Genomic DNA, 24,808 nt, shown 5'->3' with positions numbered 1-24,808 from the left:
ATGAATACCGAATGCAAGGCCGGCCGACCCGGTGCGCGGCGGTGGGAAACGCCGTTGGCACTGGGCCCACTGGGTCGTCACGACGGCGCACCGCCGCGACATGCGTCCTGTAACGTTCCGTGCGATCCTCTGTCTGCCCCGGGGCTTGCCCGGCAGCTTGTGCCACGGGCTTGCACAGCAGCGCCTGTATTACGCCTGTACTACGCCTCAACAGAAGCGCCCCAACAGCAGCGCCCCAACAGCAGCGCGGAAGGATGTCACACGTCACCCGCTCAGGAGACCGTAAACCGGCGTATTGTACAATAAATCGCTTTCCGGATTGACGGCTGCTCGTCACTGTGACGAGATACCACAAGTGCCGCCAGCCGCCCCTTCTCCCCTCTCGCATGTCCCTTCTACATCAGGCCCGCTTCTTTACCACCGTCAACCACCTGCGCGACCTCCCCGCGACCGCCGTGCCGGAGGTGGCGTTTGCCGGCCGCTCCAACGCCGGCAAGTCCACGGCAATCAACATCCTGTGCAACCAGAAGCGCCTCGCCTTCTCGTCGCGCACGCCCGGACGCACGCAGCACATCAACTACTTCACGGTGGCGCCGGCCAAGGCCACGGATCCGCTCGGCTTCCTGGTCGACCTGCCCGGCTATGGTTATGCGGAGGTATCGGGCTCAGCCAAGTTTCACTGGCAAGGCTTGCTGAGCGACTATGTGCAGACGCGGCCGCAACTTGCCGGGCTGATCCTGATGATGGACGCGCGCCGGCCCTTTACCGATCTCGATTGCCAGATGGTCGAGTGGTTTCTGCCGACCGGCCGGCCGGTGCACGTGCTGCTGACCAAGGCGGACAAGCTGACCAACAGCGAGAATGCCAAGGCCCTGCGCGAGACGCGCCAGATGCTGGCTGGCTATGCCGAGCAGATGGAGACGCCGGTGCCGCTGACCGCGCAACTGTTCTCGAGCATCAAGCGTCGCGGCATCGAGGAAGCGCAGCGCGTCATCGCTGGCTGGCTCGGCTTGCCCGAAGCCCAGCCGGCTGATGCCGGCGCGGGCAGCGCGCCGTCGGCATGACGCAAAAGCGTCAAAAAAAACCCCGTTGGCAAGCAACGGGGACGAACTTTCCCGCCGTTTGGGGCGGGTACCCGCTCAGGGAGGAGTAGCGGGGGACACCGTGCCACGCGGAGCGCAGCACAGAGTGTCCGCGAGTATGATAGCGGGCACACACAAAAGTTTAGTTTTTCTTTCAACGTGATCTGACGCGCTGCAACGCGGTGGCGTGCGACGCGCCTGGGATCGCGACGGCTCTCCGGAAAATCCATGTCCACGTTCCCCGAATATCGTCCCCGTCGCATGCGCCGCGACGACTTCTCGCGCCGCATGATGCGCGAGAATCGGCTCTCCGCCGACAACCTGATCTATCCCGTCTTTATCCTCGAAGGCCAGAACCAGCGTCAGTCGGTGGCATCGATGCCCGGCGTCGAGCGTGTATCGGTAGACCTGCTGCTGCCGATTGCGGAAGACTGCGTCAAGCTGGGCATCCCGGTGATGGCCCTGTTCCCGGTCATCGACCCCGGTTTGAAGACGCCCGACGGCATCGAAGCCACGCGCGCCGAAGGCTTGGTGCCGCGCGCGGTGCGCGCGCTCAAGGACCGCTTTCCCGAACTCGGCATCCTGACCGACGTCGCACTCGATCCGTACACGAGCCACGGCCAGGACGGCGTGCTCGACGACAACGGCTACGTGATCAACGACATCACCGTCGATATCCTCGTACGGCAGGCCCTCACGCAAGCCGAGGCTGGCGTCGACATCGTGGCGCCGTCCGACATGATGGACGGCCGCATCGGCGCGGTCCGTGCCGCGCTCGAAGAGAACCAGCACATCCACACGCGCATCATGGCCTACTCGGCCAAGTATGCGTCGGCGTTCTATGGCCCCTTCCGCGATGCGGTCGGCTCTGCCGCCAATCTCGGCAAGGGCAACAAGATGACATACCAGATGGATCCGGCCAATACCGACGAAGCCCTGCGCGAAGTTGCGCAGGACATCATGGAAGGCGCGGATATGGTCATGGTCAAGCCCGGCATGCCGTACCTCGATATCGTGCGCCGCGTAAAGGACGAGTTCCGCTTCCCGACCTACGTCTATCAGGTCAGCGGCGAGTACGCGATGCTCAAGGCGGCCGCCCAGAACGGCTGGCTCGATCATGACAAGGTGATGCTGGAATCGCTGCTCGCGTTCCGCCGCGCCGGCGCGGACGGCATCCTGACCTACTTCGCGCGCGACGCCGCCCGCCTGCTGCGGGACTGATACGCCCCCGATGCAACTGCTCGGCTTCTCGGCAAGCCAGGTCCATCCGCTTGCCACGCTCGAGGCGGCACAGGTGTTCCTGGCCGGCAACGCGGCCGCGCGTTTCGTCTGGGCCGACTGCAGCACCGACGAGGTCGCGCCCGCGCCCGCCGCCTGGCGCGACAATCTTGTCGCGCTGACCGGGGCGCCGATCCTGGACCTGCATCTGATCGACGCCACCAACCCGTCGCACCCGTCGTTCTTCGATACGACCAATGCGTACGACATGGTGATCTTCCGCAAGCTCACGCTCGAGACGAGCCGGCAGTTCGCGGAAGCCGACGGGGCGCAGCCGGCTTCGCCAACATCACCATCATTGTCCCCATCGTCGCCGGCGCCCGCGCTGGCGACGTCACCGTCAGCGCCCTCGGCCTCATCGCCTGCTGCGCCCGCTGCGCCCGCCCAGGCGGCGGCGCAGAAGGCGCCGCGCAAGCATCCCGCGGGTTTCCTGCCCGCGCTCGCGCGCATCGATACGCAGCCGGTCACGTTCTTCGTGTTCGATACGGTACTCGTCACGGTGCGCCCCGGACCGTCGCGCACCATCGACCAGGTCCGCCAGCGGCTGCTCGATCTGTGCCAGGCACCACGCGTGCAAGGCAATGGTCAGGCCTCGCTGCTGCATGGCGTGCGGCCGCCCACGCGCCCCGAGGACCTGATGCTGCGGCTGCTCAACGCGATGGTCGACCGCTATCTGGAGCTGCGCGCGCCGCTGACGCGCCAGCTGGACCGCTGGCAGCGCGCGCTGCTCAATCCGCGGCGCGGGTTCTCAAGCTGGGAAGGGTTGCTCGATGCGCGTATCCAGTTGCGCCGGCTGGAACACCTGAGCGAGGAGCAGCGCGACGCACTGCAGGAATTCCGCGACAGCCTGCTGGACAACCGGTACAGCGAGGAAGGCAGCGCCCCCCGCAGCGCCGACCAGCCCGGTGTACGAAGTACCGGCGGCCTGCTGGCGCGCGGCGACGGCACCTCGCATCCGCTCCACGGCGGCGCGCCACAGCAAGCGGCGGCGCGCGACGAAGTGCTGCTGGTGCGGTTGACCGATCTGATGGAGCATATCCATCGCGTGCTCGCGCATGCACGACGGCTCGAGGACTCGATCGAGTCCGCGGTGCAGATCCACTTCTCCGCGGTCGCGCATCGCACCAACCGCACCATGCGCACGCTGACGGTACTGACCGCGCTGTTCATGCCGCTCACGCTGATCACCGGCATCTTCGGCATGAACTTCGAGCGCATGCCATGGCTGCGCGAGCCGCAGGGTTTCTGGTGGTCGATCGGGCTGATGGGCGGCGTGGTGGCCGCCATCGGTGCGCTCTGGGGGCTGGGACGCTGGCTCGATCGTTAGCGTGCGGCGGCCGGGCCGCGCATGATGGCGACGGACCCGGATTTGCGCGGCGGTCTAGGCGGCCGCGCTGGCAGTGGCGTCGGCCGTGGCGTCGGCAGTTGAGTCGGCAGTGGCGTCAGCAGGCGCACGGGCAGTCGAGCCGGATATCGCGCCAGCCGTGGCGCCAAATGCCCGCTCAAGGCTATCGAGGAACTGGGGTGCCGATTGATAGCCGATCACCCGCACCGGCCGCTCCTTGCCATCGGCCCCAAACAGGATGATGCCCGGCGGGCCGAACAGCCCGAAGCGCTTGAGCAGCGCCCGATCATCCGCGTTATTGGCGGTCACGTCGGCCTGCAGGAGCACGATCTGCCCCATGCGCGCGGCTACCTTCGGATCCGAGAACGTGAATTTCTCCATCTCCTTGCAGCTGACGCACCAGTCGGCATAGAAATCGAGCATTACCGGACGACCCGCGGCGGCCGCCTGCGCCACACGCGCATCGAGTTCGGCCACGCTGCGAACGCGCTCGAAGCGCGCCCCCGACTCGCGCGTCTCGCCCGCACTGGCGGGCCCGCCCAAGCTCAGATGCGACAGCGGCTGCAGTGGATCGCGCCCGCCCGACGCGACCCCCACCAGCACGATCGCCCCGGCCAGCGCGGCGAGGATACCGAGCCCCTTGCCCAGGCGCGCCAGGCTGCGCGGGTCCGGACCCAGTGCATCGAAGGCGCCCAGGAATACCGCTCCCACCAGCAGCAACGCCGCCCACGCGAGCATCACCAGCCAGGCCGGCAACACCGGCGCCACCATCCACACCGCCACACCCAGCAGCAGAAAGCCGAAGAAACGCTTGGTCGCTTCCATCCAGCGCCCCGCGCGCGGCAGCAGATTGCCCGCCCCGACGCCCACCAGCACCAGCGGCACGCCCATGCCGAGCGCCATCGCAAACAACGCGCTGCCGCCCGTGACGGCATCGCCGGTCTGCGCGATATAGGCCAGCGCACCGGCCAGCGGTGCCGTCACGCAGGGCCCCACGATCAGCGCGGAAATCGCTCCCATGGCCGCCGCGCCCGCCATCTGGCCGCCCGGGCGCCGGTTCGACGACTCCGTCAGCCGCGTCTGCCAGCGCTGCGGCAACTGCAATTCGTAGAGTCCGAACATGGAGAGCGCCAGCGCCACCATCAACACGGCAAAGGCACCGAGCACCCACGGCGTCTGCAGCGCGGCGGCCAGCCCTTCGCCGATCAGCCCGGCGGCCACACCAATCGCGGTGTAGACCACCGCCATGCCCAGCACGTAAGCGATCGACACCATCAATGCCCGTCCGCGCGTCACATGCTCGCCCACCACGATCGAGGACAGGATGGGGACCATCGGCAGCACGCATGGCGTGAACGTCAGCAGCAAGCCGAGCCCGAAGAACAGCGCCCCGATCAGGCCAAGGTTGCGGCTGGCCAGCGTACGGGCGATCCGGTCGCTTTCCGTGGCGGCGCCAGGCTGCGCCGCGGCTGCGGCGGACGGGCCCGTGGCCTGGGCGGACGGTGCGACCGACTGGTCCGGCGCGGCGGCATTCGCTTCCGCCTTCGACTGCGCGGATGACACCGGCGCGGCGCGGTCGCCAAACAGGTTGGACAGCGGTGAGCCGCCGACGCGAAATACATGCGCCTGCGGGGGGTAGCACAGCCCCTTGTCGGCGCAACCCCTGCGACGTCACGGTCAGCGTCCAGCGCCCATCGGCGGGCGCGGCCTCCACCGGCACACGCAGGGTCACGGTGCCACGGTAGGTCTCCATCTCCTTGTTGAAGGTCTCGTCGAATTTCACCTTGCCATGCGGAAACTCGGGCGTCCCCAGGCGCACCGTTGCGGGCTGCGCGGCAAAGGCAAAGCGCTCGCGATAAAGGTAGTAACCGTCCGCCACATCAAAGCGCACTTCCACCGTGCGGTCGTCGAGCTGGCGCGCGGCAAAGCGGAAGGCCTGCTCGGGCGGCAGGAAGTCATCCTCGCTGGCGGCACGGGCCATGCCCTGATACAGCAGCGCACAGGCCAATGTCAGCAGCAGCCCTGCGGCAATCCGCCGCATCCAACGAAGCCCGTTGCCGACCGCCTGCGCGGTCTCCCAGTGCATCCCCATACCCCTCATTCCTGAAATCTGTCCTGTCTTGTATCGCCCGGCAGCGCGCCGCGGTTACACATCCGCCGCCCCGCGCGCCTCCGCCCGCACCCACTGCAGGTACGACGGCAGTCCGGCCGCCACCGGCCATGCCACGAGCTCCGGCACATCATAGGGGTGAACCGCTCGCAGCGTCGCCTCCAGCGCCGCGTAGCGGCCTTGCGTGGTCTTGATCAGCAGCGGCCATTCCTGCGCCTGTTCGAGCTGGCCCTGCCACCAGTACTCCGACTCGCACGGCGCCAGCCGATTCACACAGGCGGCCACACGCGCCGTCAGCAGGGCGCGCGCCACACGTGCCGCGGTGGCCTCGTCGGGCAACGTGGTGATGGCCACGAGGACCGTGTCTTCGGTTTCCGGCACTGTCGTCACGATCGATTCCTTAAAACAAAAGAGCCAGGCAACAGCCTGGCTCGATTGTAGCGGTACGTGCAGGCCTGTCGATGAAACAGGCTGCCGGGTCCGGCACCTTATTCGGCGGCTTCCTCAGCCGGCGCTTCGGTGATTTCCGGACGGTCGACCAGTTCGACCAGCGCCATCGGCGCGTTGTCGCCCTGACGGAAACCGAACTTCAGGATACGGGTGTAGCCACCCGGACGGGCGTTGTAACGCGGGCCCAGTTCCGTGAACAGCTTGGTGACCATGTCGCGGTCGCGCAGACGGGCAAATGCCAGACGGCGATTGGCAACGGTGTCCTTCTTGGCCAGCGTGATGAGCGGCTCGACGACCTTGCGCAGTTCCTTGGCCTTCGGCAGCGTGGTCTTGATCAGCTCGTGCTGGAACAGCGAGTTGGACATGTTGCGCAGCATCGCGAGACGGTGCGACGAGGTGCGGTTCAGTTTCCGCAAACCATGACGGTGACGCATGATGATTCCTTTCGATAACAGTGTTTGACCAGCTCTTCTATCGCCATAGCACGAAGGCCATGGCGCGGGCCGGTAGGCTTTTCATACCGCCGGCGACATTGCCGGCGGCGAGGCAACAGGCCGGACCGCGTTGCCGCGGCCCCGCCCGCCGATTACTTCTCCAGGCCAGCAGGCGGCCAGTTCTCGAGCTTCATGCCGAGAGTCAGGCCACGCGAGGCGAGGACTTCCTTGATCTCGTTGAGCGACTTGCGACCCAGGTTCGGAGTCTTGAGCAGTTCGTTCTCGGTACGCTGGATCAGGTCGCCGATGTAGTAGATGTTTTCGGCCTTCAGGCAGTTGGCCGAACGTACGGTCAGCTCGAGGTCGTCGACCGGGCGCAGCAGGATCGGGTCGATCTGCGGCGTACGGCTCGAGGCAGCCTCGGCGGCGGACTCGGTGCCTTCCAGGGCAGCAAACACCGACAGCTGGTCCACCAGGATACGGGCCGACTGGCGAATCGCTTCCTCCGGCGAGATCACGCCGTCGGTTTCGATGTTCATCACCAGCTTGTCCAGGTCGGTACGCTGTTCCACACGCGCCGACTCGACGGCGTACGACACGCGGCGTACCGGCGAGAAGGAAGCGTCCAGCACGATGCGGCCGATGACCTTGCCAGCCTCGTCACCGAACTTGCGCACGTTGCCCGGCACATAGCCACGGCCTTGCTCGACCTTGATCTGCATGTCCAGCTTGCCGCCGGCCGACAGATGGGCGATGACGTGGTTCGGGTTGATGATCTCGACGTCGTGCGGCAGTTCGATATCGGCCGCCGTGACGACGCCTTCGCCGTCCTTGCGGAGGGATACCGTGACTTCGTCGCGGTTGTGCAGCTTGAACACCACGCCCTTCAGGTTGAGGAGCAGGTTGACGACGTCTTCCTGGACGCCATCAATGGTGGAATACTCGTGCACCACCCCAGCGATCGTGACCTCGGTCGGCGCGTAGCCGACCATCGACGACAGCAGCACGCGACGCAGGGCGTTACCGAGCGTATGGCCGTAGCCGCGCTCGAACGGCTCCATCACGACCTTGGCGTGATGATCGCCAAGCGGTTCGACGGCGATGATTTTTGGCTTGAGGAGTGCTGTTTGCATTAGGTTGTCCTTTTCAATACCCTCGGCTCGTTACACCGATAAGGCTGACGTTTGGAACCTGAAAAACCCATCATGCGATGGGCAATAAGCCCGACCGCGCGTGGCGCGCGTCGGGCTGAAACGAAGCCTTGCGGGGAAGGCAAGCGCGGAGTCGTTCGTAGATCGATCCGGCGATTAACGCGAATACAATTCGACGATCAGGCTCTCGTTGATATCGCCGGAGATATCGGCGCGATCCGGGGCTTGCTTGAAGGTGCCTTCGAACTTCTTGGCGTCAACCGCGACCCAGGTCGGGAAGCCGCTTTGTTCGGCCAGCGACAGCGCCTCAGCGATACGGACCTGCTTGCGCGACTGCTCGCGCACGGCCACCACGTCGCCCGACTTGATCTGGGCCGACGGCACGTTCATGGCCTGGCCGTTCACCAGGATGGCCTTGTGCGATACCAGCTGGCGCGCTTCGGCGCGGGTCGAGCCGAAGCCCATGCGGTAGACCACGTTGTCCAGGCGCGATTCCAGCAGTTGCAGCAGGTTTTCGCCGGTGTTGCCCTTGCGGCGATCGGCTTCCGCGAAGTAGCGGCGGAACTGACGCTCGAGCACGCCGTAGATGCGCTTGACCTTCTGCTTTTCACGCAGCTGGTTGCCATAGTCGGAGGTACGGGCACCCGAGGTGCGGCCGTGCTGGCCCGGCTTGCTGTCCAGCTTGCACTTGTCGGCGAGCGAGCGACGGGCGCTCTTCAGGAACAGGTCGGTGCCTTCACGGCGGGAAAGTTTGGCCTTCGGGCCGGTATAACGTGCCACTTTATCTTCCTTTGATCGATCGCGGCGCCGCGCCCGTTCATGCCGGGACACGCCGCGAGTCCGTCACCAGATGTGACGGACGGTGGGCTTATGGAGCATCCATGCCGGCGCGAACCCAGGGTTCAAGAGCCGATCACGAACTGACGCAAAAGCAGAAACGATAGACAACTGAAACGCCACGCTTCCCGCGGCCGGCAGAACCGCTCTCAGAAAGCGCGTCGACGCGCAAAACGAAAACCTGCCGCAACAAGTTGCAGCAGGTCAACGCGCGATACTACCACATCGGCAGGGCACCGGCATGGCGCCCCACGCGCAGCAAGCGCTTAGATACGACGACGCTTCGGCGGACGGCAGCCGTTGTGCGGCACCGGCGTCACGTCTTCGATCACGGCGATCTTGATGCCGAGCGCGTTCAGGGCACGCACAGCCGATTCGCGGCCAGGGCCCGGGCCCTTGATGCGCACTTCCAGGTTCTTGATGCCCTGGTCTTGCGCCACGCGGCCGGCGTTCTCGGCAGCAACCTGGGCAGCGAACGGGGTCGACTTACGCGAACCCTTGAAGCCCTGGCCACCGGCGGTCGCCCACGACAGGGCATTGCCCTGACGGTCGGTGATCGTGATGATGGTGTTGTTGAACGAGGCGTGGACGTGCGCAATGCCGTCGGCGACGTTCTTCTTGACCTTCTTACGCGCGCGCTGGGCGGCGTTATTCGGACCTTTTGCCATGTGTCTGTTCCTATGCCTTCGGCTTTACTTCTTCAGAGCCACGCCGGCCTTACGCGGACCCTTGCGGGTACGGGCGTTGGTGCGGGTACGCTGGCCGCGCATCGGCAGGCCCTTGCGGTGGCGGACGCCACGATAGCAACCAAGGTCCATGAGACGCTTGATGTTCATCGTGGTCTCGCGGCGCAGGTCACCCTCAACCGTAACCTTGCCCACTTCGTCACGAAGCTTTTCCAGGTCGGCGTCGGTCAGGTCCTTGACCTTCTTGTCAAACGGAACACCGGTGGCCTCGCAAATCTTGCGGGCGCGCGAGCGGCCGATACCGTAAATGGCCGTCAGGCCGATCTCGGTATGCTTGTGGTTGGGGATGTTAACCCCTGCGATACGTGCCATTCGTCAATCCTCTTTCCGATTAGCCTTGGCGTTGCTTGTGGCGGGGATCCGACGAGCAGATCACGCGCACCACACCGTTGCGCTTGATGATTTTGCAGTTGCGGCAAATGCGCTTCACAGAAGCCAGCACTTTCATGATTTTCCTCTTCCTTCAATTCCTGTTCGCTTCACTTCGTCCGGAAGACGATGCGCGCGCGTGACAGATCATATGGCGTCAATTCAACGGTCACCTTGTCACCCGGAAGGATCCGGATGTAGTTCATTCTCATCTTGCCGGAGATATGGCCCAGCACTACATGGCCATTTTCGAGCTTGACGCGGAATGTCGCGTTGGGAAGGTTTTCCAGGACCTCCCCCTGCATCTGGATGACGTCGTCTTTTGCCATACCTAGAGCCTGTACCGACCCAGCATCAGCGCAGAGTCAGGTTACCCTTGAAATTCGCCTTCTTCAGCAGCGACTCATACTGCTGCGACATGACGTACGACTGCACTTGCGCCATGAAGTCCATCGTGACCACCACGATGATCAGCAGAGAGGTTCCGCCGAAATAGAACGGAACGTTCCAGCGCAGCACCAGGAATTCAGGCAGCAGGCAGACCAGCGTGATGTAGATCGCGCCAGCTAGCGTCAGTCGCACCAGGATCTTGTCGATATAGCGCGTCGTCTGCTCGCCCGGACGAATACCCGGAATGAAGGCACCGCTTTTCTTCAGGTTATCTGCAACTTCTCGGCTGTTGTACACCAGGGCCGTATAGAAGAAGCAGAAGAAAATGATCGCAGCCGCATACAGCAGGATGTACACCGGCTGACCCGGCGACAGCGTGGCGGCGAGGTCCTTGATGAACCGGCCGACCGCACCCGTCGAATCAGACGTGAACCAGCCCGCGATCGTTGCCGGGAACAGGATGATCGACGATGCAAAGATCGGCGGAATCACCCCAGCCATGTTCAGCTTCAGCGGCAGGTGCGACGACTGACCGCCGTACACCTTGTTGCCGACCTGACGCTTGGCATAGTTCACCAGGATCTTGCGCTGGCCACGCTCGATGAACACCACGGCAAAGGTCACACCGGCAACGATCGCCACGATCAGGATCGCCGCGATGATGCTCATGGAACCCGTGCGGACCAGTTCGAACAGTCCGCCGATCGCGTTGGGCAGGCCCGCCGCGATACCGCCGAAGATGATGATCGAGATGCCGTTGCCCAGACCACGCTCCGTGATCTGTTCACCGAGCCACATCAGGAACATCGTGCCGGTCACCAGCGTGATCACTGCCGTAGCCCGGAACATCAGGCCCGGATCGAGCACCAGCCCAGGCTGGGACTCGAGTGCGACCGCGATCGACAGCGCCTGGAACGTGGCCAGGACCACCGTGCCGTAGCGCGTGTACTGCGTGATCTTCCGTTGCCCTGCCTGCCCTTCCTTCTTCAGCGACTCCAGCTGCGGCAGCACGATCGTCAGCAATTGCATGATGATCGAGGCCGAGATGTACGGCATGATGCCGAGCGCGAAGACGGTAAAGCGCGACAGCGCACCGCCCGAGAACAGGTTGAACATCCCGAGGATGCCACCCGACTGACTCTGGAAAAGCTTCGCGAGCTGATCCGGATCGATCCCCGGCACCGGAATATGCGCGCCGATGCGGTAGACGATCAGGGCCAGCACCAGGAACATCAGCCGGCGCTTGAGGTCGCCGTACTTCGCCGTATTCCTGGCTTGCGTGCTTGCGTTAGGTTTCGCCGTGGCCAAACGATGCTCCGACTATGACTCGCCTGTGCTGCGATGGCTAGCTGCGTGATTACTCGGCAATCTGGCCGCCAGCGGCTTCGATCGCGGCCTTGGCACCAGCGGTGGCGCCCAGACCCTTGATCGTCACCTTGCGGGTCAGTTCGCCGGCCTTGATGACCTTGGCGCTCTTGACCAGCTCGCCCACGAGGCCAGCCTGCTTCAGGACCAGGAGGTCCACTTCAGCAGCTTCCAGGCGCTCGATGTCACGCAGGGTCACCTCGGCGGTGAACGCCTTGGTCAGCGAGGTGAAACCACGCTTCGGCAGACGACGATACAGCGGCATTTGACCGCCTTCGAAGCCCACCTTGTGGAAGCCGCCCGAACGCGACTTCTGACCCTTGTGACCACGACCGGCGGTCTTGCCCAGGCCGGAGCCGATACCGCGGCCGACGCGACGCTTGGCGTGCTTCGAACCGGCGGCCGGTTTCAGGTTGTTCAGTTGCATGTTGCTCTCCGAGTTCCCGGTATCAGGCCAGAACCTTGACCAGGTACGAGACCTTGTTGATCATGCCGCGCACAGCGGGCGTGTCCTGCAGTTCCGACACCGAGTTCAGGCGGCGCAGGCCCAGGCCACGAACGGTGGCGCGATGATCCTCGCGCGTGCCGATCAGGCTGCGCACGAGTTGCACTTTTACGGTTTTCTGCGACATTTCGTTCACCTTAGCCGAGGATGTCTTCGACCGACTTGCCACGCTTCGCAGCGATTTCGCTCGGCGTGCTCATCTTCTGCAGGCCGTCGAGGGTGGCGCGAACCATGTTGTAGGGATTGGTCGAACCGTGCGACTTGGTCACCACGTTCGTCACGCCCATCACTTCGAAGATCGCGCGCATCGGGCCGCCGGCGATCACGCCGGTACCTTCCTTGGCCGGCATCATCAGCACCTTGGCGGCGCCGTGCTTGCCCACGACTTCGTGTTGCAGCGTGCCGTTCTTGAGCGAAACCTTCACCATCTTGCGACGGGCTTCGTCCATTGCCTTCTGCACGGCGACGGGCACTTCCTTCGCCTTGCCCTTGCCCATGCCGATGCGGCCATCGCCATCACCAACCACGGTCAGCGCGGCGAAACCGAGGATCCGGCCGCCCTTCACCACCTTGGTGACGCGGTTGACCGAGATCATCTTCTCGCGGAGGCCGTCGTCGCGTTCGTCCTGCTGGACTTTTGCTTGCATCTTTGCCATGACGTATCTCTCTCTCGCTTAGAACTTCAGGCCGGCTTCGCGCGCAGCGTCAGCCAGGGCCTTCACGCGGCCGTGGAAACGGAAGCCGGCGCGATCGAACGCGACGATTTCCACGCCGGCAGCCTTCGCCTTCTCGGCGACGCGCTTGCCAACCACGGTGGCGGCGGCGACGGTGGCGCCACTGCCGGTCAGTTCCTTGCGTACTTCCGCCTCGGCCGTCGAAGCCGACGCCACCACCTGGGTGCCGCACGGCGAGTAGACCTGAGCGTAGATATGCGAATTCGTGCGGAACACGGTCAGACGATTCACCTTCAGTTCCGCGATCTTGGCGCGGGTCTGACGTGCACGGCGCAAACGAGCGTCTTTCTTGTTCATCATTGCACCCCTTACTTCTTCTTGGTTTCTTTCAGGATGACGCGCTCGTCGGCGTAGCGAACACCCTTGCCCTTATAGGGCTCGGGCGGACGGTACGCGCGGACTTCCGCGGCAACCTGACCGACTTTCTGCTTGTCCGCACCCTTGATGATGATCTCGGTCTGCGTCGGCGTTTCCGCCTTCACGCCGGCCGGCATCTCATGGATCACGTCGTGCGAGAAACCAAGCTGGAGCTTCAGCGCAGTACCCTGCAGCTGGGCACGGTAGCCCACGCCAACCAAGGTGAGCTTGCGCTCGAAACCGGTGGTCACGCCCTTGACCATGTTCGCCGCCAGGGCGCGCATGGTGCCTTGCAGGGCGTTTGCTTCACGCGATTCGTCAGCCGGTGCGAAGGTCAGCGTGTCGTTTTCGACATTGGCCTTCACCAGGCTGTGAATCGGTTGCGACAGCGTACCGAGCGGGCCCTTCACGGAGAGCACGCCGCCTGCCACGTTCACTTCGGCGCCTTTCGGCAGCGCGATGGGAGCCTTACCTACACGGGACATGGTTACTCCTTACGCGACGTAGCAAAGAACTTCGCCGCCCACGCCGGTGGCACGTGCCTTGCGGTCGGTCATCAGACCCTTGGGGGTCGAGATGATCGCCACGCCGAGGCCGTTCATCACCTGCGGAATCTCTGCACGGCCCTTGTAGACGCGCAGGCCAGGCTTCGACACGCGTTCGATGCGTTCGATGACCGGACGGCCCGCGTAGTACTTCAGACCGATGGTCAGTTGTGCCTTGCCGCCATCTTCCTTGACGGCGAAGTCGTCGATATAGCCTTCGTCCTTCAGGACCTTGGCGATTGCTGCTTTCAGCTTCGACGAGGGCATGACAACGGACGCCTTCTGCACGCCTTGGGCGTTGCGGATGCGCGTCAGCATATCGGCGATAGGATCGCTCATGCTCATACTGTTTCTCCTGTAGCCTGTGCGTAATTACCAGCTGGCTTTCGTCAGACCCGGGATTTCGCCCTTGAAGGCGATTTCGCGGATCTTGTTACGCGCCAGGCCAAACTTACGGAAGGTGCCGCGGGGACGACCGGTGATCGCGCAGCGGTTACGCTGGCGGGTCGGGTTCGCGTTGCGCGGGAGCTGTTGCAGCTCGAGACGCGCCAGATAACGCTCTTCTTCCGACTTTTCTTGGTCGTCGATAATGGCCTTGAGGGCAGCGCGCTTCGGGGCGTACTTCGCCACGAGCTTGGCGCGCTTCTTCTCACGTTCAATCAGAGCCAGTTTAGCCACGGTTACCCCTTAATTACGGAACGGGAACTTGAACGCACCGAGGAGCGCCTTCGCTTCCTCGTCGTTCTTCGCCGTCGTCGTGATGCTGATGTTCAGACCACGCAGTGCGTCGATCTTGTCGTACTCGATTTCGGGGAAAATGATCTGCTCTTTCACACCGATGTTGTAGTTGCCACGACCATCGAACGAACGGCCCGACACACCACGGAAGTCACGCACACGCGGCAGCGCCACGGTCACGAAACGATCGAGAAATTCGAACATGCGCTCGCCGCGCAGGGTCACCATCGCACCGATGGGATAGCCCTGGCGGATCTTGAAGCCGGCGATAGCCTTCTTGGCCTTCGTCACGACCGGCTTCTGACCGGCGATCTTCGTCAGGTCGCCAACGGCCAGTTCAATGACCTTCTTGTCATTGATCGCTTCGCCAAGACCCATGTTCAGGGTGATCTTGGTGATGCGCGGCACTTCCATGATCGACTTGTAGCCGAACTGCTCGATCAGCTTCGGCACAACCTTTTCTTTGTAAAACTCTTGCAGACGGGCTGCCATGCTCAACTCCTATCCGTGCCCAGAATCAAGCGGCGGCGACGACGGCGCCGGTGGTCTTCAGGAAGCGCACGCGCTTGCCGTCTTCCACCTTGATGCCGACGCGCGACGGCTTGCCATTGGCATCCACGAGCGCAACGTTGGAAATATGCAGGGGCATGACCTTGTCGACCACACCACCGGTGGTGCCCAGCATCGGGTTCGGGCGAGCGTGCTTCTTCGCGACGTTCACGCCTTCCACGGCTACCTTGTCGCCAAGCACAGCCTGCACGACACCGCGCTTGCCCTTGTCCTTGCCGGTCAGAACGATGACTTCATCGCCTTTGCGAATCTTGTTCATGGCGGCTCCTTACAGCACTTCCGGCGCGAGCGACACGATCTTCATGAAGCGCTCGGTACGGAGTTCACGAGTCACCGGCCCGAAGATACGGGTGCCGATCGGCTCGAGCTTGTTGTTCAGCAGGACGGCGGCATTGCCGTCGAACTTGACGAGCGAACCGTCCGCGCGGCGCACGCCCTTGGCGGTACGCACGACGACGGCGTTGTAGATGTCGCCCTTCTTCACGCGACCGCGCGGCGCTGCGTCCTTGACGGTCACCTTGATGATGTCGCCCACGCTCGCGTAGCGGCGCTTGGACCCACCCAGCACTTTGATGCACAGCACTTCGCGCGCACCAGTGTTATCGGCCACTTCGAGCCGGCTTTCTGTCTGAATCATGGTGTTATCTTCCCAACTTAATCCGTCAGGCGGACGCCTGTCGGTCAGTCTTGGTCCCGTCGGCCCCGGCTTTGCGCCAGTACCGTTTGGGTTGATCAACTTTGAAGTCGGTAGTCACCAGACGCACCGCGCATGCTTACGACGACATGCGGCAATTCATCTGGGCTTGGCTCGCCCCAAAGGCCCGCCCGGGTGGTACAACAAAGGCGAACGCAATAAAGCGGAAGTCCAGGATTATAGCAACATAACCCTGGACCTTGCAAGTCAGTCTAAGAACGTTGTTCTCAGATGACGCGTGCAGCTTCTACCAGCCGGGAAACCACCCAGGACTTGGTCCGCGAGAGCGGGCGCGTTTCCTGGATTTCAACCTTGTCGCCTTCCTTGTACTGGTTGGCTTCGTCGTGTGCGTGATACTTCTTGGAACGCAGCACGTACTTGCCATACAGCGGGTGCTTGACGCGGTTTTCGATCAGGACCGTTACGGTCTTGTCCATCTTGTCGCTCACGACCCGGCCAACCAGCGTGCGGCGAAGCGACGATTCCGTTTTTGCAGTTTCAGTCATTTCGAGCTCGCCTTTTCCTTCAGCACGGTTTGCACCCGCGCGATGTCCTTGCGCACCTTCTTCAGCTGGCTGGTGTTCTGCAGCTGTTGGGTGGCCTTTTGCATGCGCAGGCTAAATTGGGCCTTCAGCAGCTCGGAGAGCTCCTGGTTCAGCCCGGCGGCGTCCTTGCCGCGAAGTTCGGATGCTTTCATCCCTGCTCTCCTTACGTCCCGACCTGACGCACCACGAAGTTCGTGGCGATCGGCAGCTTGGCCGCGGCGAGGCGGAACGCCTCACGCGCCAGCTCTTCGCTCACGCCATCCATTTCGTACAGCATCTTGCCCGGCTGAATCTCAGCCACGTAGTACTCCGGATTGCCCTTACCGTTACCCATACGGACTTCAGCGGGCTTCTTCGAAATCGGCTTGTCCGGGAAAATCCGGATCCAGATGCGGCCGCCACGCTTGATGTGGCGGGTCATGGCACGACGGGCCGACTCGATCTGGCGGGCCGTCAGGCGGCCACGGCCCATCGCCTTCAGGCCGAATTCGCCGAAAGACACGGCGTTGCCACGGGTAGCCTTACCCGTGTTGCGGCCTTTCTGCTCCTTGCGATATTTTCTGCGCTTCGGTTGCAGCATCGTTATTCTCCACTCTTCGCATCTGCGCCAGGCGCAGCGCGGCGACCGGCACCGGCGCCACCGCGACGGTTGCCCGCCGGACGGCCACCTTCGCCATCACGACGACGGCCTTCCGGACGTGCCGGACGACGACGACGTTCGTCTTGCGGTTCTTCCACCACGGGCGCTTCGTTGCGGCCGAGGTGATCCCCCTTGTAGACCCACACCTTGACACCGATGATGCCGTAGGTGGTTTCTGCTTCGGAGAAGCCGTAGTCGATGTCAGCGCGCAGGGTATGCAGGGGCACACGGCCTTCGCGGTACCACTCGGTACGGGCGATTTCGATACCGTTCAGACGACCCGAGCTCATGATCTTGATACCCTGGGCGCCCAGGCGCATCGCGTTCTGCATCGCGCGCTTCATGGCGCGACGGAACATGATGCGGCGCTCGAGCTGCTGGGTGATCGAGTCGGCGATCAGCTGCGCATCGGTTTCCGGCTTGCGGATTTCCTCGATGTTCACGTGCACGGGCACGCCCATGCGACGCTGCAGCTCGGCCTTGAGCAGTTCGATGTCCTCACCCTTCTTGCCGATCACCACGCCCGGACGCGAGCTGTAAATGGTAAGACGGGCATTGCGGGCGGGGCGCTCGATCACGACGCGGCCAACCGATGCGTTCTTGAGCTTCTTCTTCAGGAAGTCGCGAACTTCGATGTCTTCTTTCAGCATGCCGGCGAACTTCGTGTTGTTGGCGTACCAACGCGAAGCCCAGTTACGGCTGACGGCCAGACGGAAGCCAGTCGGATGAATCTTCTGTCCCATCGTGACTCCTTAGTTGCCGAGCGTCACAGTGATGTGACAGGTTTGTTTCTCGATGCGGTTGCCGCGGCCCTTCGCCCGTGCCGTGAAGCGCTTGAGCGAGGTTGCCTTGTCGACGTAGATCGATTTGACCTTCAGTTCGTCGATATCGGCGCCTTCGTTGTGCTCGGCGTTGGCGATGGCCGATTCGACCACCTTCTTCACGATCCCGGCGGCCTTCTTCGGGCTGAACGCCAGGATGTTGAGCGCGCGCTCGATCGGCAGACCACGGATCTGGTCGGCGACCAGACGCGTCTTCTGGGCGGAGATGCGGGCACCGCGATGAATCGCTTTCACTTCCATGATGGCACCTTACCTCTTCGCTTTCTTGTCAGCCGCGTGGCCCTTGAACGTGCGCGTGAGCGCAAATTCGCCGAGCTTGTGGCCAACCATGTTTTCCGTCACGTACACCGGCACGTGTTGACGGCCGTTGTGCACGGCGATCGTCAGGCCGATGAACTCCGGCATGATGGTCGAGCGGCGCGACCAGGTCTTGATGGGCTTCTTGTCCTTGCCGCCAACTGCAGCTTCCACCTTCTTCAGCAGGTGGGCGTCGCAGAACGGACCCTTTTTAGCGGAACGAGTCATATCTTTAGCTCCTACCTACCGATTAACGCTTGTGGCGGCGCTGCACGATCATGCTGGCAGTGCGCTTGTTGCTGCGGGTGCGGTAGCCCTTAGTCGGGGTACCCCACGGCGATACCGGATCGCGACCAGCAGCGGTACGACCTTCACCACCACCGTGCGGGTGGTCGATCGGGTTCATCACCACGCCGCGGACCGTCGGGCGGATACCGCGCCAGCGGGTCGCACCGGCCTTGCCGATGACGCGCAGGCTGTGCTCTTCGTTGCCGACTTCACCGATGGTGGCGCGGCATTCGATATGCACGCGACGCACTTCACCGGAGCGCAGACGCACTTGAGCGTACAGGCCTTCGCGGGCCAGCAGCACTGCGGAACCACCAGCAGCGCGCGCGATCTGCGCGCCCTTGCCAGGCAGCATTTCCACGTTGTTGATCGTGGTACCGACCGGGATGTTGCGGATCGGCAGGTTGTTACCGGCCTTGATCGGCGCTTCCGAGCCGTTCATCAGCGCCTGACCGGCAACCATGCCCTTGGTGGCGATGATGTAGCGGCGCTCGCCATCGGCGAACAGGATCAGCGCGATGTTGGCGCTACGGTTGGGATCGTATTCCAGGCGCTCGACCTTGGCGGGGATGCCGTCCTTGTCGTTGCGCTTGAAATCGACCACGCGGTAATGGTGCTTGTGACCACCGCCCTTGTGACGGGTGGTGATATGACCATTGTTGTTACGACCCGACTTCTGGAATTGCTTTTCCAGCAGCGGAGCGTGCGGGGCGCCCTTGTGAAGGTCCTTGTTGACCACCTTCACCATCGAGCGACGACCCGGGGACGTCGGCTTGGTCTTGACGAGTGCCATGATTACTTGGCCTCCGCTTCAAAATTGATTTCCTGACCCGGCTTCAGCGAAACGTAGGCCTTCTTCACGTGGTTACGACGACCCATGAAGCGACCGAAACGCTTTTGCTTGCCCTTCTGGTTCAGGATCTGAACGGACTGCACCTCGACCTTGAACAGCAGTTCGACGGCGGCCTTGACCTCGAGCTTGTTGGCATCGCGGGCCACTTCGAACACGACCTGCTCATTCTTGTCGGCGACCAGGGTTGCCTTTTCGGAAACCACCGGCGCGAGCAGCACCTGCATCAAACGATGATCGTTCTTGGCTACTTGCGTCATTTGAGCAACTCCTCGATCTGCGCGACAGCCGCCTTGGTCACGAGCACCTTCTTGTAGTGCACGAGCGACAGCGGATCCGCCTGGCGCGGCTCGACAACTGCCACGTGCGGCAGGTTGCGCGAAGCCAGGTAGAGGTTTTCATCGAGGCTGTCGGTGATGATCAGCACGGAGTCCAGGCCCATGGCCTTGAACTTGTCGGCCAAGAGCTTGGTCTTGGGCGCCTCGACGGTGAAACCGTCCACCACGTTGATACGACCTTCACGTGCGAGCTGCGAGTAAATCGAGCGCATGCCGGCACGGAACATCTTCTTGTTGACCTTCTGGCTGAAGTTCTCTTCCGGCGAATTCGGGAAGATACGGCCACCCCCGCGCCACAGCGGCGACGAGGACATACCGGCACGAGCACGGCCCGTACCCTTCTGGCGCCACGGCTTCTTGGTCGTGTGCTTGACCTCTTCACGATCCTTCTGCTTACGGTTACCGCTACGCGCGTTGGCCTGGTAAGCGACGACGATCTGGTGAACGAGGGCTTCGTTGTAGTCACGGCCGAACACTTCGGGCGACGCGGCAACGCCGGCGCCGATCTGGCCATTGTCCTGGAGGAGCTTGAGTTCCATTGATGCGCTCCTTAAGCTTTGGCCTTGACGGCCGGGGTAACGATGACCTTGCCGCCCTTCGAACCCGGGATGGCACCCTTGACCAGCAGCAGCTTGCGCTCCGCGTCGATCTTGGCGATCTCGAGGTTTTGAACGGTGCGGGTGACGTCACCCAGATGGCCCGTCATGCGCTTGCCGGGGAACACACGGCCCGGATCCTGCGCCATACCGATGGAACCCGGCACGTTGTGCGAACGCGAGTTACCGTGGGTGGCACGACCCGACGCGAAGTGGTAGCGCTTGATGGTACCGGCGTAGCCCTTACCGATGGTCACGCCCTGGACGTCGATCTTCTGACCGACCTGGAACAGCTCGACCGACAGCGCGGCGCCGGCTTGCAGCTCGGCAGCCTTTGCGGCATCGATACGGAACTCTTTGATGACTTCGCCGGCTTCTACGCCGGCTTTGGCGAGGTGACCCGCCAGCGGCTTGGTGACACGGCTGGCGCGTCGGCTGCCGAAGGTGACTTGAACCGCGGTGTAACCGTCGGTCTCGTCCGTCTTGATTTGCGTCACGCGGTTGTCGCCGACCTCTACCACGGTCACGGGAATCGAATCACCGTCATCCGTGAAAATACGGGTCATGCCAACCTTGCGACCTACAAGGCCAAGGCTCATGGTTTGCTCCATTCCCAGCTACGATTGGCCGGGGCTGATTGATACACGAAAACTGTGCGAGCGGGCTGCGCGAACAAGATTGCGCGTGACCAGAATGGTCGCCCACTACCCGAAGAAACGGGTAGCCGTACACTATATCGCAGTAGTTTGGAAAGAACAACAACCATCATCGACTTTTTACCGTGATGGGCGAGAGGTGGTTGCGCCATTGCGGCGCAAGGGATACTTCGCGGTCCTGGAAAACAAAAACGGCGAACCGGAGTTCGCCGTTTTTGCGGGGCAAGCGAGCTTACACCTTGATTTCGACGTCCACGCCGGCCGGCAGGTCGAGCTTCATCAGCGCGTCCACGGTCTTGTCGGTCGGATCGACGATGTCCATCAGACGCTGGTGCGTGCGAATCTCGAACTGATCGCGGCTGGTCTTGTTGACGTGCGGCGAACGCAGGATGTCGAAGCGCTGGATGCGGGTCGGCAGGGGCACGGGACCCTTGACGATGGCGCCGGTACGCTTGGCGGTATCCACGATTTCGGCAGCCGACTGGTCGATCAGGCGATAGTCGAAAGCCTTCAGGCGGATACGGATCTTCTGGTTCTGCATGATTGTTCCTTAAAGAGCGATGGGCCCGTGGCCCGGGATAAAGGGGTCATGCCCGCAGGCATGCCCCGGCAGGATGCTTAGTCGAGGATCTTGGCCACGACGCCGGCGCCGACGGTACGGCCGCCTTCGCGGATAGCGAAGCGCAGACCTTCTTCCATGGCGATCGGGGCGATCAGCTTGACCGTGATCGACACGTTGTCACCCGGCATCACCATTTCCTTGTCCTTCGGCAGCTCGATCGAGCCGGTCACGTCGGTCGTACGGAAATAGAACTGCGGGCGGTAGTTGTTGAAGAACGGCGTATGACGGCCACCTTCGTCCTTCGACAGAATGTACACCTCGCCCGTGAAGTGCGTGTGCGGCTTGATCGAGCCCGGCTTGCACAGAACCTGACCACGCTCCACGTCTTCACGCTTCGTGCCGCGCAGCAGCAGGCCAACGTTGTCACCGGCCTGACCCTGGTCCAGCAGCTTGCGGAACATTTCAACGCCCGTGCAGGTCGTCTTCACCGTCGGGCGGATACCCACGATTTCGATTTCCTCACCGACCTTGATCACGCCACGCTCGATACGACCCGTCACCACCGTGCCACGGCCCGAGATCGAGAACACGTCTTCCACCGGCATCAGGAACGTACCGTCAACCGCGCGCTCCGGCGTCGGGATGTACGTGTCCAGCGCGTCGGCCAGGCGCATGATCGCCTCTTCGCCCAGGTCGCCCTTGTCGCCTTCCAGCGCCAGCTTGGCCGAACCCTTGATGATCGGCGTGTCGTCGCCCGGGAACTCGTACTTCGACAGCAGCTCGCGCACTTCCATTTCCACCAGCTCAAGCAGCTCGGCGTCGTCCACCATGTCGCACTTGTTCAGGAACACGATGATGTACGGCACACCAACCTGGCGCGCCAGCAGAATGTGCTCACGCGTCTGCGGCATCGGGCCGTCAGCGGCCGAGCACACCAGGATCGCGCCGTCCATCTGCGCCGCACCCGTGATCATGTTCTTCACATAGTCAGCGTGGCCCGGGCAGTCAACGTGCGCGTAGTGACGGTTCGCCGTCTCGTATTCCACGTGCGCCGTGTTGATCGTGATACCACGTGCCTTCTCTTCCGGCGCCGCGTCGATTTCGTCGTACTTCTTGGCCGAGCCGCCGAACTTCGAAGCCAGCACCGTGGCGATCGCCGCCGTCAGCGTCGTCTTGCCATGGTCAACGTGACCAATCGTACCAACGTTCACGTGCGGCTTGGTCCGCTCGAACTTTTCCTTTGCCATTTTTCAGCTCCTGATGGAATACAGTCTGATTCGATTCATAGCGCCGCCACGCGGATCGCGCGTGGCGGCAAAGCGTTTTTATTGCTTGCCCTTGGCCGTCATCACGGCTTCGGCGATGTTCTTCGGTGCCTCGGCGTAGTGCTTGAATTCCATCGTGTACGTCGCGCGGCCTTGCGTGGCCGAGCGCAGCGCGGTGGAATAGCCGAACATTTCCGACAGCGGGACCTCGGCCTTGATGATCTTGCCGCCGCCAACCATGTCGTCCATGCCCTGCACGATGCCGCGGCGGGACGACAAGTCGCCCATCACGGTACCCGTGTAGTCTTCCGGCGTTTCCACTTCCACGGCCATCATCGGCTCGAGCAGTACCGGGCTGGCCTTGCGCATGGCTTCCTTGAAAGCCATCGAGCCGGCCATGCGGAACGCGTTTTCGTTCGAGTCCACATCGTGGTACGAACCGAACGTCAGCGTGACCTTCACGTCCACCACCGGGAAGCCCGCCAGAATACCGGACTGCAGCGTGTCGACGATACCCTTTTCCACCGCCGGGATGTATTCGCGAGGAATCACACCGCCCTTGATGGCGTCGATGAACTCGAAGCCCTTGCCTTGCTCCTGCGGCTCCAGCGTGATCACGGCGTGACCATACTGGCCGCGGCCGCCCGACTGCTTGACGAACTTGCCTTCGACGTCCTCGGCCTTCTTGCGAATGGTTTCGCGGTAGGCCACTTGCGGCGCGCCGATGTTGGCTTCCACGCCGAACTCGCGCTTCATGCGGTCGACCAGAATTTCGAGGTGGAGCTCGCCCATGCCCGAAATGATGGTCTGGCCCGATTCTTCATCGGTACGCACGCGGAACGACGGATCTTCAGCGGCCAGGCGGTTCAGGGCGATACCCATCTTTTCCTGGTCGGCCTTGGTCTTCGGCTCCACAGCCTGCGAAATCACCGGCTCCGGGAACACCATGCGCTCGAGCACGATCGGGGCGCTCGGGTCGCACAGCGTGTCGCCCGTGGTCGCGTCCTTCAGGCCCACCGCGGCGGCGATGTCGCCGGCCAGCACTTCCTTGATTTCTTCGCGCTGGTTGGCGTGCATCTGCAGAATGCGGCCCAGACGCTCCTTCTTCTGCTTCACCGGGTTGTACACGGTGTCGCCCGAATTGATCTTGCCCGAGTACACACGGAAGAAGATCAGCTGGCCGACGAACGGGTCGGTCATGATCTTGAATGCCAGCGCCGAGAACTTCTCGTTGTCGTCGGCCTTGCGCTCGAGCTTCTTCTCGTCATCGCTTTCGTCCACGCCCTTGACCGGCGGAATGTCGACCGGCGACGGCAGAAAGTCGATCACGGCGTCGAGCATACGCTGCACGCCCTTGTTCTTGAACGCGGTGCCGCACAGCATCGGCTGGATTTCGCAGGCGATGGTACGGTCACGTAACGCCTTGACGATCTCGGCGCGGGTCAGCTCTTCGCCGCCCAGATACTTTTCCATCAGCTCTTCGCTGGCTTCGGCGGCCGATTCGACCATCTTTTCGCGCCATTCGTCAGCGGTCGCCTGCAGTTCGGCCGGGATGTCCTGGTACTCGAACTTCACGCCCTGGCTGGCTTCGTCCCAGATGATCGCCTTCATTTCCAGCAGATCGACGACGCCCTGGAAGCCGTCTTCAGCGCCGATCGGCACCACCACGGGCACCGGGTTGGCCTTCAGGCGAGTCTTCAGCTGGTCGTAGACCTTGAAGAAGTTCGCGCCGGTACGGTCCATCTTGTTGACGAACGCCAGACGCGGCACGCCGTACTTGTTGGCCTGACGCCATACGGTTTCCGACTGCGGCTGCACGCCACCCACGGCGCAGTACACCATGCAGGCGCCATCCAGCACGCGCATGGAACGCTCCACCTCGATGGTGAAGTCCACGTGGCCCGGGGTGTCGATGATGTTGAAACGGTGCTCGGGGTAGTTGCCGCCCATGCCCTTCCAGAAGGCGGTGGTAGCAGCGGACGTGATGGTGATGCCGCGTTCCTGCTCCTGCTCCATCCAGTCCATGGTGGCCGCGCCGTCGTGCACTTCACCGATCTTGTGGTTCACACCGGTGTAGAACAGGATCCGCTCGGTCGTGGTGGTTTTACCCGCGTCAATGTGAGCCGAGATACCGATATTGCGGTAGCGCTCAATGGGAGTCTTACGAGCCACTTTAATCCTCTATTCGTCCATGAGGCGCGGGCATCTCTTTGCCTGCGCCCTTAACAC

The 24,808-nt window shown here is 62.9% G+C and carries 35 protein-coding genes and 1 pseudogene; 3 read left to right on the top strand and 33 right to left on the bottom strand.

Annotation, left to right across the window (positions count from 1 at the left end; all coding sequences use genetic code 11):
- Positions 1-386 precede the first annotated feature (386 nt).
- From yihA to DFLDMN_RS15565, 3 genes are all read left to right on the top strand, one after another.
- Positions 387-1,064: a ribosome biogenesis GTP-binding protein YihA/YsxC gene (gene yihA / locus DFLDMN_RS15575; protein ID WP_423195792.1), complete on the top strand. Its 678-nt coding sequence runs from the start codon at positions 387-389 to the stop codon at positions 1,062-1,064.
- 246 nt (positions 1,065-1,310) lie between these two features.
- Complete coding sequence (hemB, locus tag DFLDMN_RS15570) at positions 1,311-2,303, top strand: porphobilinogen synthase (protein WP_423195791.1); 993 nt, start codon at positions 1,311-1,313, stop codon at positions 2,301-2,303.
- A gap of 10 nt (positions 2,304-2,313) precedes the next feature.
- On the top strand, positions 2,314-3,687 hold the full coding sequence (locus DFLDMN_RS15565; RefSeq protein WP_423195790.1) for a magnesium transporter CorA family protein: 1,374 nt from the start codon (positions 2,314-2,316) through the stop codon (positions 3,685-3,687).
- A 162-nt stretch (positions 3,688-3,849) separates the two neighbouring features.
- Here DFLDMN_RS15565 and dsbD read toward each other — a convergent pair.
- From dsbD to fusA, 33 genes and pseudogenes are all read right to left on the bottom strand, one after another.
- Positions 3,850-5,791 (bottom strand): annotated as a pseudogene (gene dsbD / locus DFLDMN_RS15560) (protein-disulfide reductase DsbD); the annotation flags it as partial.
- 60 nt (positions 5,792-5,851) lie between these two features.
- A complete protein-coding gene (cutA, locus tag DFLDMN_RS15555) occupies positions 5,852-6,205 on the bottom strand; it encodes a divalent-cation tolerance protein CutA (protein WP_423195789.1) in 354 nt (117 codons plus the stop codon).
- 98 nt (positions 6,206-6,303) lie between these two features.
- Positions 6,304-6,699, bottom strand: a complete 396-nt coding sequence (gene rplQ / locus DFLDMN_RS15550; protein ID WP_011299296.1) for a 50S ribosomal protein L17 — start codon at positions 6,697-6,699, stop codon at positions 6,304-6,306.
- Between the two features lie 152 nt (positions 6,700-6,851).
- Entirely contained in the window at positions 6,852-7,832 is a 981-nt protein-coding gene (locus DFLDMN_RS15545; RefSeq protein ID WP_109585098.1) for a DNA-directed RNA polymerase subunit alpha, read from the bottom strand.
- Positions 7,833-8,006: 174 nt separating this feature from the next.
- Positions 8,007-8,630, bottom strand: coding sequence for a 30S ribosomal protein S4 (rpsD, locus tag DFLDMN_RS15540; protein WP_423195788.1), 624 nt, complete (start codon positions 8,628-8,630; stop codon positions 8,007-8,009).
- A gap of 323 nt (positions 8,631-8,953) precedes the next feature.
- Positions 8,954-9,355: a 30S ribosomal protein S11 gene (rpsK, locus tag DFLDMN_RS15535; RefSeq protein WP_008642963.1), complete on the bottom strand. Its 402-nt coding sequence runs from the start codon at positions 9,353-9,355 to the stop codon at positions 8,954-8,956.
- 24 nt (positions 9,356-9,379) lie between these two features.
- Entirely contained in the window at positions 9,380-9,745 is a 366-nt protein-coding gene (gene rpsM / locus DFLDMN_RS15530; RefSeq protein WP_423195787.1) for a 30S ribosomal protein S13, read from the bottom strand.
- Positions 9,746-9,764: 19 nt separating this feature from the next.
- The gene (gene rpmJ, locus DFLDMN_RS15525) at positions 9,765-9,881 is read right to left on the bottom strand and encodes a 50S ribosomal protein L36 (RefSeq protein ID WP_008642959.1); all 117 of its coding nucleotides are present in this window, start codon (positions 9,879-9,881) and stop codon (positions 9,765-9,767) included.
- A 31-nt stretch (positions 9,882-9,912) separates the two neighbouring features.
- Complete coding sequence (gene infA / locus DFLDMN_RS15520) at positions 9,913-10,131, bottom strand: translation initiation factor IF-1 (protein WP_010812378.1); 219 nt, start codon at positions 10,129-10,131, stop codon at positions 9,913-9,915.
- 25 nt (positions 10,132-10,156) lie between these two features.
- Positions 10,157-11,500, bottom strand: a complete 1,344-nt coding sequence (gene secY, locus DFLDMN_RS15515; RefSeq protein WP_423195786.1) for a preprotein translocase subunit SecY — start codon at positions 11,498-11,500, stop codon at positions 10,157-10,159.
- 49 nt (positions 11,501-11,549) lie between these two features.
- Positions 11,550-11,984 carry a 50S ribosomal protein L15 gene (rplO, locus tag DFLDMN_RS15510; RefSeq protein ID WP_423195785.1) on the bottom strand — a complete coding sequence of 145 codons (435 nt, stop codon included), beginning with the start codon at positions 11,982-11,984 and terminating at the stop codon, positions 11,550-11,552.
- Between the two features lie 22 nt (positions 11,985-12,006).
- Positions 12,007-12,189: a 50S ribosomal protein L30 gene (rpmD, locus tag DFLDMN_RS15505; RefSeq protein ID WP_008642953.1), complete on the bottom strand. Its 183-nt coding sequence runs from the start codon at positions 12,187-12,189 to the stop codon at positions 12,007-12,009.
- Positions 12,190-12,199: 10 nt separating this feature from the next.
- Positions 12,200-12,718, bottom strand: coding sequence for a 30S ribosomal protein S5 (gene rpsE, locus DFLDMN_RS15500; RefSeq protein WP_011299302.1), 519 nt, complete (start codon positions 12,716-12,718; stop codon positions 12,200-12,202).
- Between the two features lie 18 nt (positions 12,719-12,736).
- The gene (gene rplR / locus DFLDMN_RS15495; protein ID WP_423198436.1) at positions 12,737-13,093 is read right to left on the bottom strand and encodes a 50S ribosomal protein L18; all 357 of its coding nucleotides are present in this window, start codon (positions 13,091-13,093) and stop codon (positions 12,737-12,739) included.
- Positions 13,094-13,104: 11 nt separating this feature from the next.
- A complete protein-coding gene (gene rplF / locus DFLDMN_RS15490; RefSeq protein WP_423195784.1) occupies positions 13,105-13,638 on the bottom strand; it encodes a 50S ribosomal protein L6 in 534 nt (177 codons plus the stop codon).
- A 9-nt stretch (positions 13,639-13,647) separates the two neighbouring features.
- Positions 13,648-14,043 carry a 30S ribosomal protein S8 gene (gene rpsH / locus DFLDMN_RS15485; RefSeq protein WP_423195783.1) on the bottom strand — a complete coding sequence of 132 codons (396 nt, stop codon included), beginning with the start codon at positions 14,041-14,043 and terminating at the stop codon, positions 13,648-13,650.
- 27 nt (positions 14,044-14,070) lie between these two features.
- Complete coding sequence (gene rpsN, locus DFLDMN_RS15480) at positions 14,071-14,376, bottom strand: 30S ribosomal protein S14 (RefSeq protein WP_423195782.1); 306 nt, start codon at positions 14,374-14,376, stop codon at positions 14,071-14,073.
- A 9-nt stretch (positions 14,377-14,385) separates the two neighbouring features.
- Positions 14,386-14,928 carry a 50S ribosomal protein L5 gene (gene rplE / locus DFLDMN_RS15475; RefSeq protein ID WP_423195781.1) on the bottom strand — a complete coding sequence of 181 codons (543 nt, stop codon included), beginning with the start codon at positions 14,926-14,928 and terminating at the stop codon, positions 14,386-14,388.
- A gap of 25 nt (positions 14,929-14,953) precedes the next feature.
- Complete coding sequence (gene rplX / locus DFLDMN_RS15470; RefSeq protein ID WP_423195780.1) at positions 14,954-15,265, bottom strand: 50S ribosomal protein L24; 312 nt, start codon at positions 15,263-15,265, stop codon at positions 14,954-14,956.
- A gap of 9 nt (positions 15,266-15,274) precedes the next feature.
- Positions 15,275-15,643 carry a 50S ribosomal protein L14 gene (gene rplN, locus DFLDMN_RS15465; RefSeq protein ID WP_006576237.1) on the bottom strand — a complete coding sequence of 123 codons (369 nt, stop codon included), beginning with the start codon at positions 15,641-15,643 and terminating at the stop codon, positions 15,275-15,277.
- Positions 15,644-15,927: 284 nt separating this feature from the next.
- Positions 15,928-16,206 (bottom strand): 30S ribosomal protein S17, encoded by a 279-nt coding sequence (gene rpsQ, locus DFLDMN_RS15460; RefSeq protein WP_150373512.1) that lies wholly within the window; start codon positions 16,204-16,206, stop codon positions 15,928-15,930.
- Entirely contained in the window at positions 16,203-16,397 is a 195-nt protein-coding gene (gene rpmC / locus DFLDMN_RS15455) for a 50S ribosomal protein L29 (protein ID WP_423195779.1), read from the bottom strand. Before rpmC ends, rpsQ begins: the two co-directional genes overlap by 4 nt.
- 11 nt (positions 16,398-16,408) lie before the next feature.
- A complete protein-coding gene (gene rplP / locus DFLDMN_RS15450) occupies positions 16,409-16,825 on the bottom strand; it encodes a 50S ribosomal protein L16 (protein WP_006576240.1) in 417 nt (138 codons plus the stop codon).
- A 2-nt stretch (positions 16,826-16,827) separates the two neighbouring features.
- Entirely contained in the window at positions 16,828-17,628 is an 801-nt protein-coding gene (gene rpsC / locus DFLDMN_RS15445; RefSeq protein ID WP_423195778.1) for a 30S ribosomal protein S3, read from the bottom strand.
- 9 nt (positions 17,629-17,637) lie between these two features.
- Positions 17,638-17,967: a 50S ribosomal protein L22 gene (gene rplV, locus DFLDMN_RS15440; RefSeq protein ID WP_061956552.1), complete on the bottom strand. Its 330-nt coding sequence runs from the start codon at positions 17,965-17,967 to the stop codon at positions 17,638-17,640.
- 9 nt (positions 17,968-17,976) lie between these two features.
- The gene (gene rpsS / locus DFLDMN_RS15435) at positions 17,977-18,252 is read right to left on the bottom strand and encodes a 30S ribosomal protein S19 (protein ID WP_011299309.1); all 276 of its coding nucleotides are present in this window, start codon (positions 18,250-18,252) and stop codon (positions 17,977-17,979) included.
- A gap of 22 nt (positions 18,253-18,274) precedes the next feature.
- Positions 18,275-19,105, bottom strand: a complete 831-nt coding sequence (rplB, locus tag DFLDMN_RS15430) for a 50S ribosomal protein L2 (RefSeq protein ID WP_423195777.1) — start codon at positions 19,103-19,105, stop codon at positions 18,275-18,277.
- Between the two features lie 2 nt (positions 19,106-19,107).
- A complete protein-coding gene (gene rplW, locus DFLDMN_RS15425; protein ID WP_109585082.1) occupies positions 19,108-19,422 on the bottom strand; it encodes a 50S ribosomal protein L23 in 315 nt (104 codons plus the stop codon).
- The gene (rplD, locus tag DFLDMN_RS15420) at positions 19,419-20,039 is read right to left on the bottom strand and encodes a 50S ribosomal protein L4 (RefSeq protein WP_195431120.1); all 621 of its coding nucleotides are present in this window, start codon (positions 20,037-20,039) and stop codon (positions 19,419-19,421) included. The genes rplW and rplD overlap by 4 nt, the downstream gene beginning before the upstream one ends.
- 11 nt (positions 20,040-20,050) lie before the next feature.
- On the bottom strand, positions 20,051-20,695 hold the full coding sequence (gene rplC / locus DFLDMN_RS15415) for a 50S ribosomal protein L3 (protein WP_423195776.1): 645 nt from the start codon (positions 20,693-20,695) through the stop codon (positions 20,051-20,053).
- A gap of 289 nt (positions 20,696-20,984) precedes the next feature.
- Complete coding sequence (gene rpsJ / locus DFLDMN_RS15410) at positions 20,985-21,293, bottom strand: 30S ribosomal protein S10 (protein WP_006160488.1); 309 nt, start codon at positions 21,291-21,293, stop codon at positions 20,985-20,987.
- A gap of 77 nt (positions 21,294-21,370) precedes the next feature.
- Positions 21,371-22,561 (bottom strand): elongation factor Tu, encoded by a 1,191-nt coding sequence (gene tuf / locus DFLDMN_RS15405; RefSeq protein WP_423195764.1) that lies wholly within the window; start codon positions 22,559-22,561, stop codon positions 21,371-21,373.
- Between the two features lie 78 nt (positions 22,562-22,639).
- A complete protein-coding gene (gene fusA, locus DFLDMN_RS15400; RefSeq protein WP_423195775.1) occupies positions 22,640-24,751 on the bottom strand; it encodes an elongation factor G in 2,112 nt (703 codons plus the stop codon).
- Between the last annotated feature and the right edge of the window lie 57 nt (positions 24,752-24,808).

The sequence above is a fragment of the Cupriavidus sp. H19C3 genome (genome assembly GCF_049393815.1).
GTDB lineage: Bacteria > Pseudomonadota > Gammaproteobacteria > Burkholderiales > Burkholderiaceae > Cupriavidus.
Note: the sequence above shows the minus strand (reverse complement) of the source record. Positions and strands in the feature narration are given on the sequence as shown.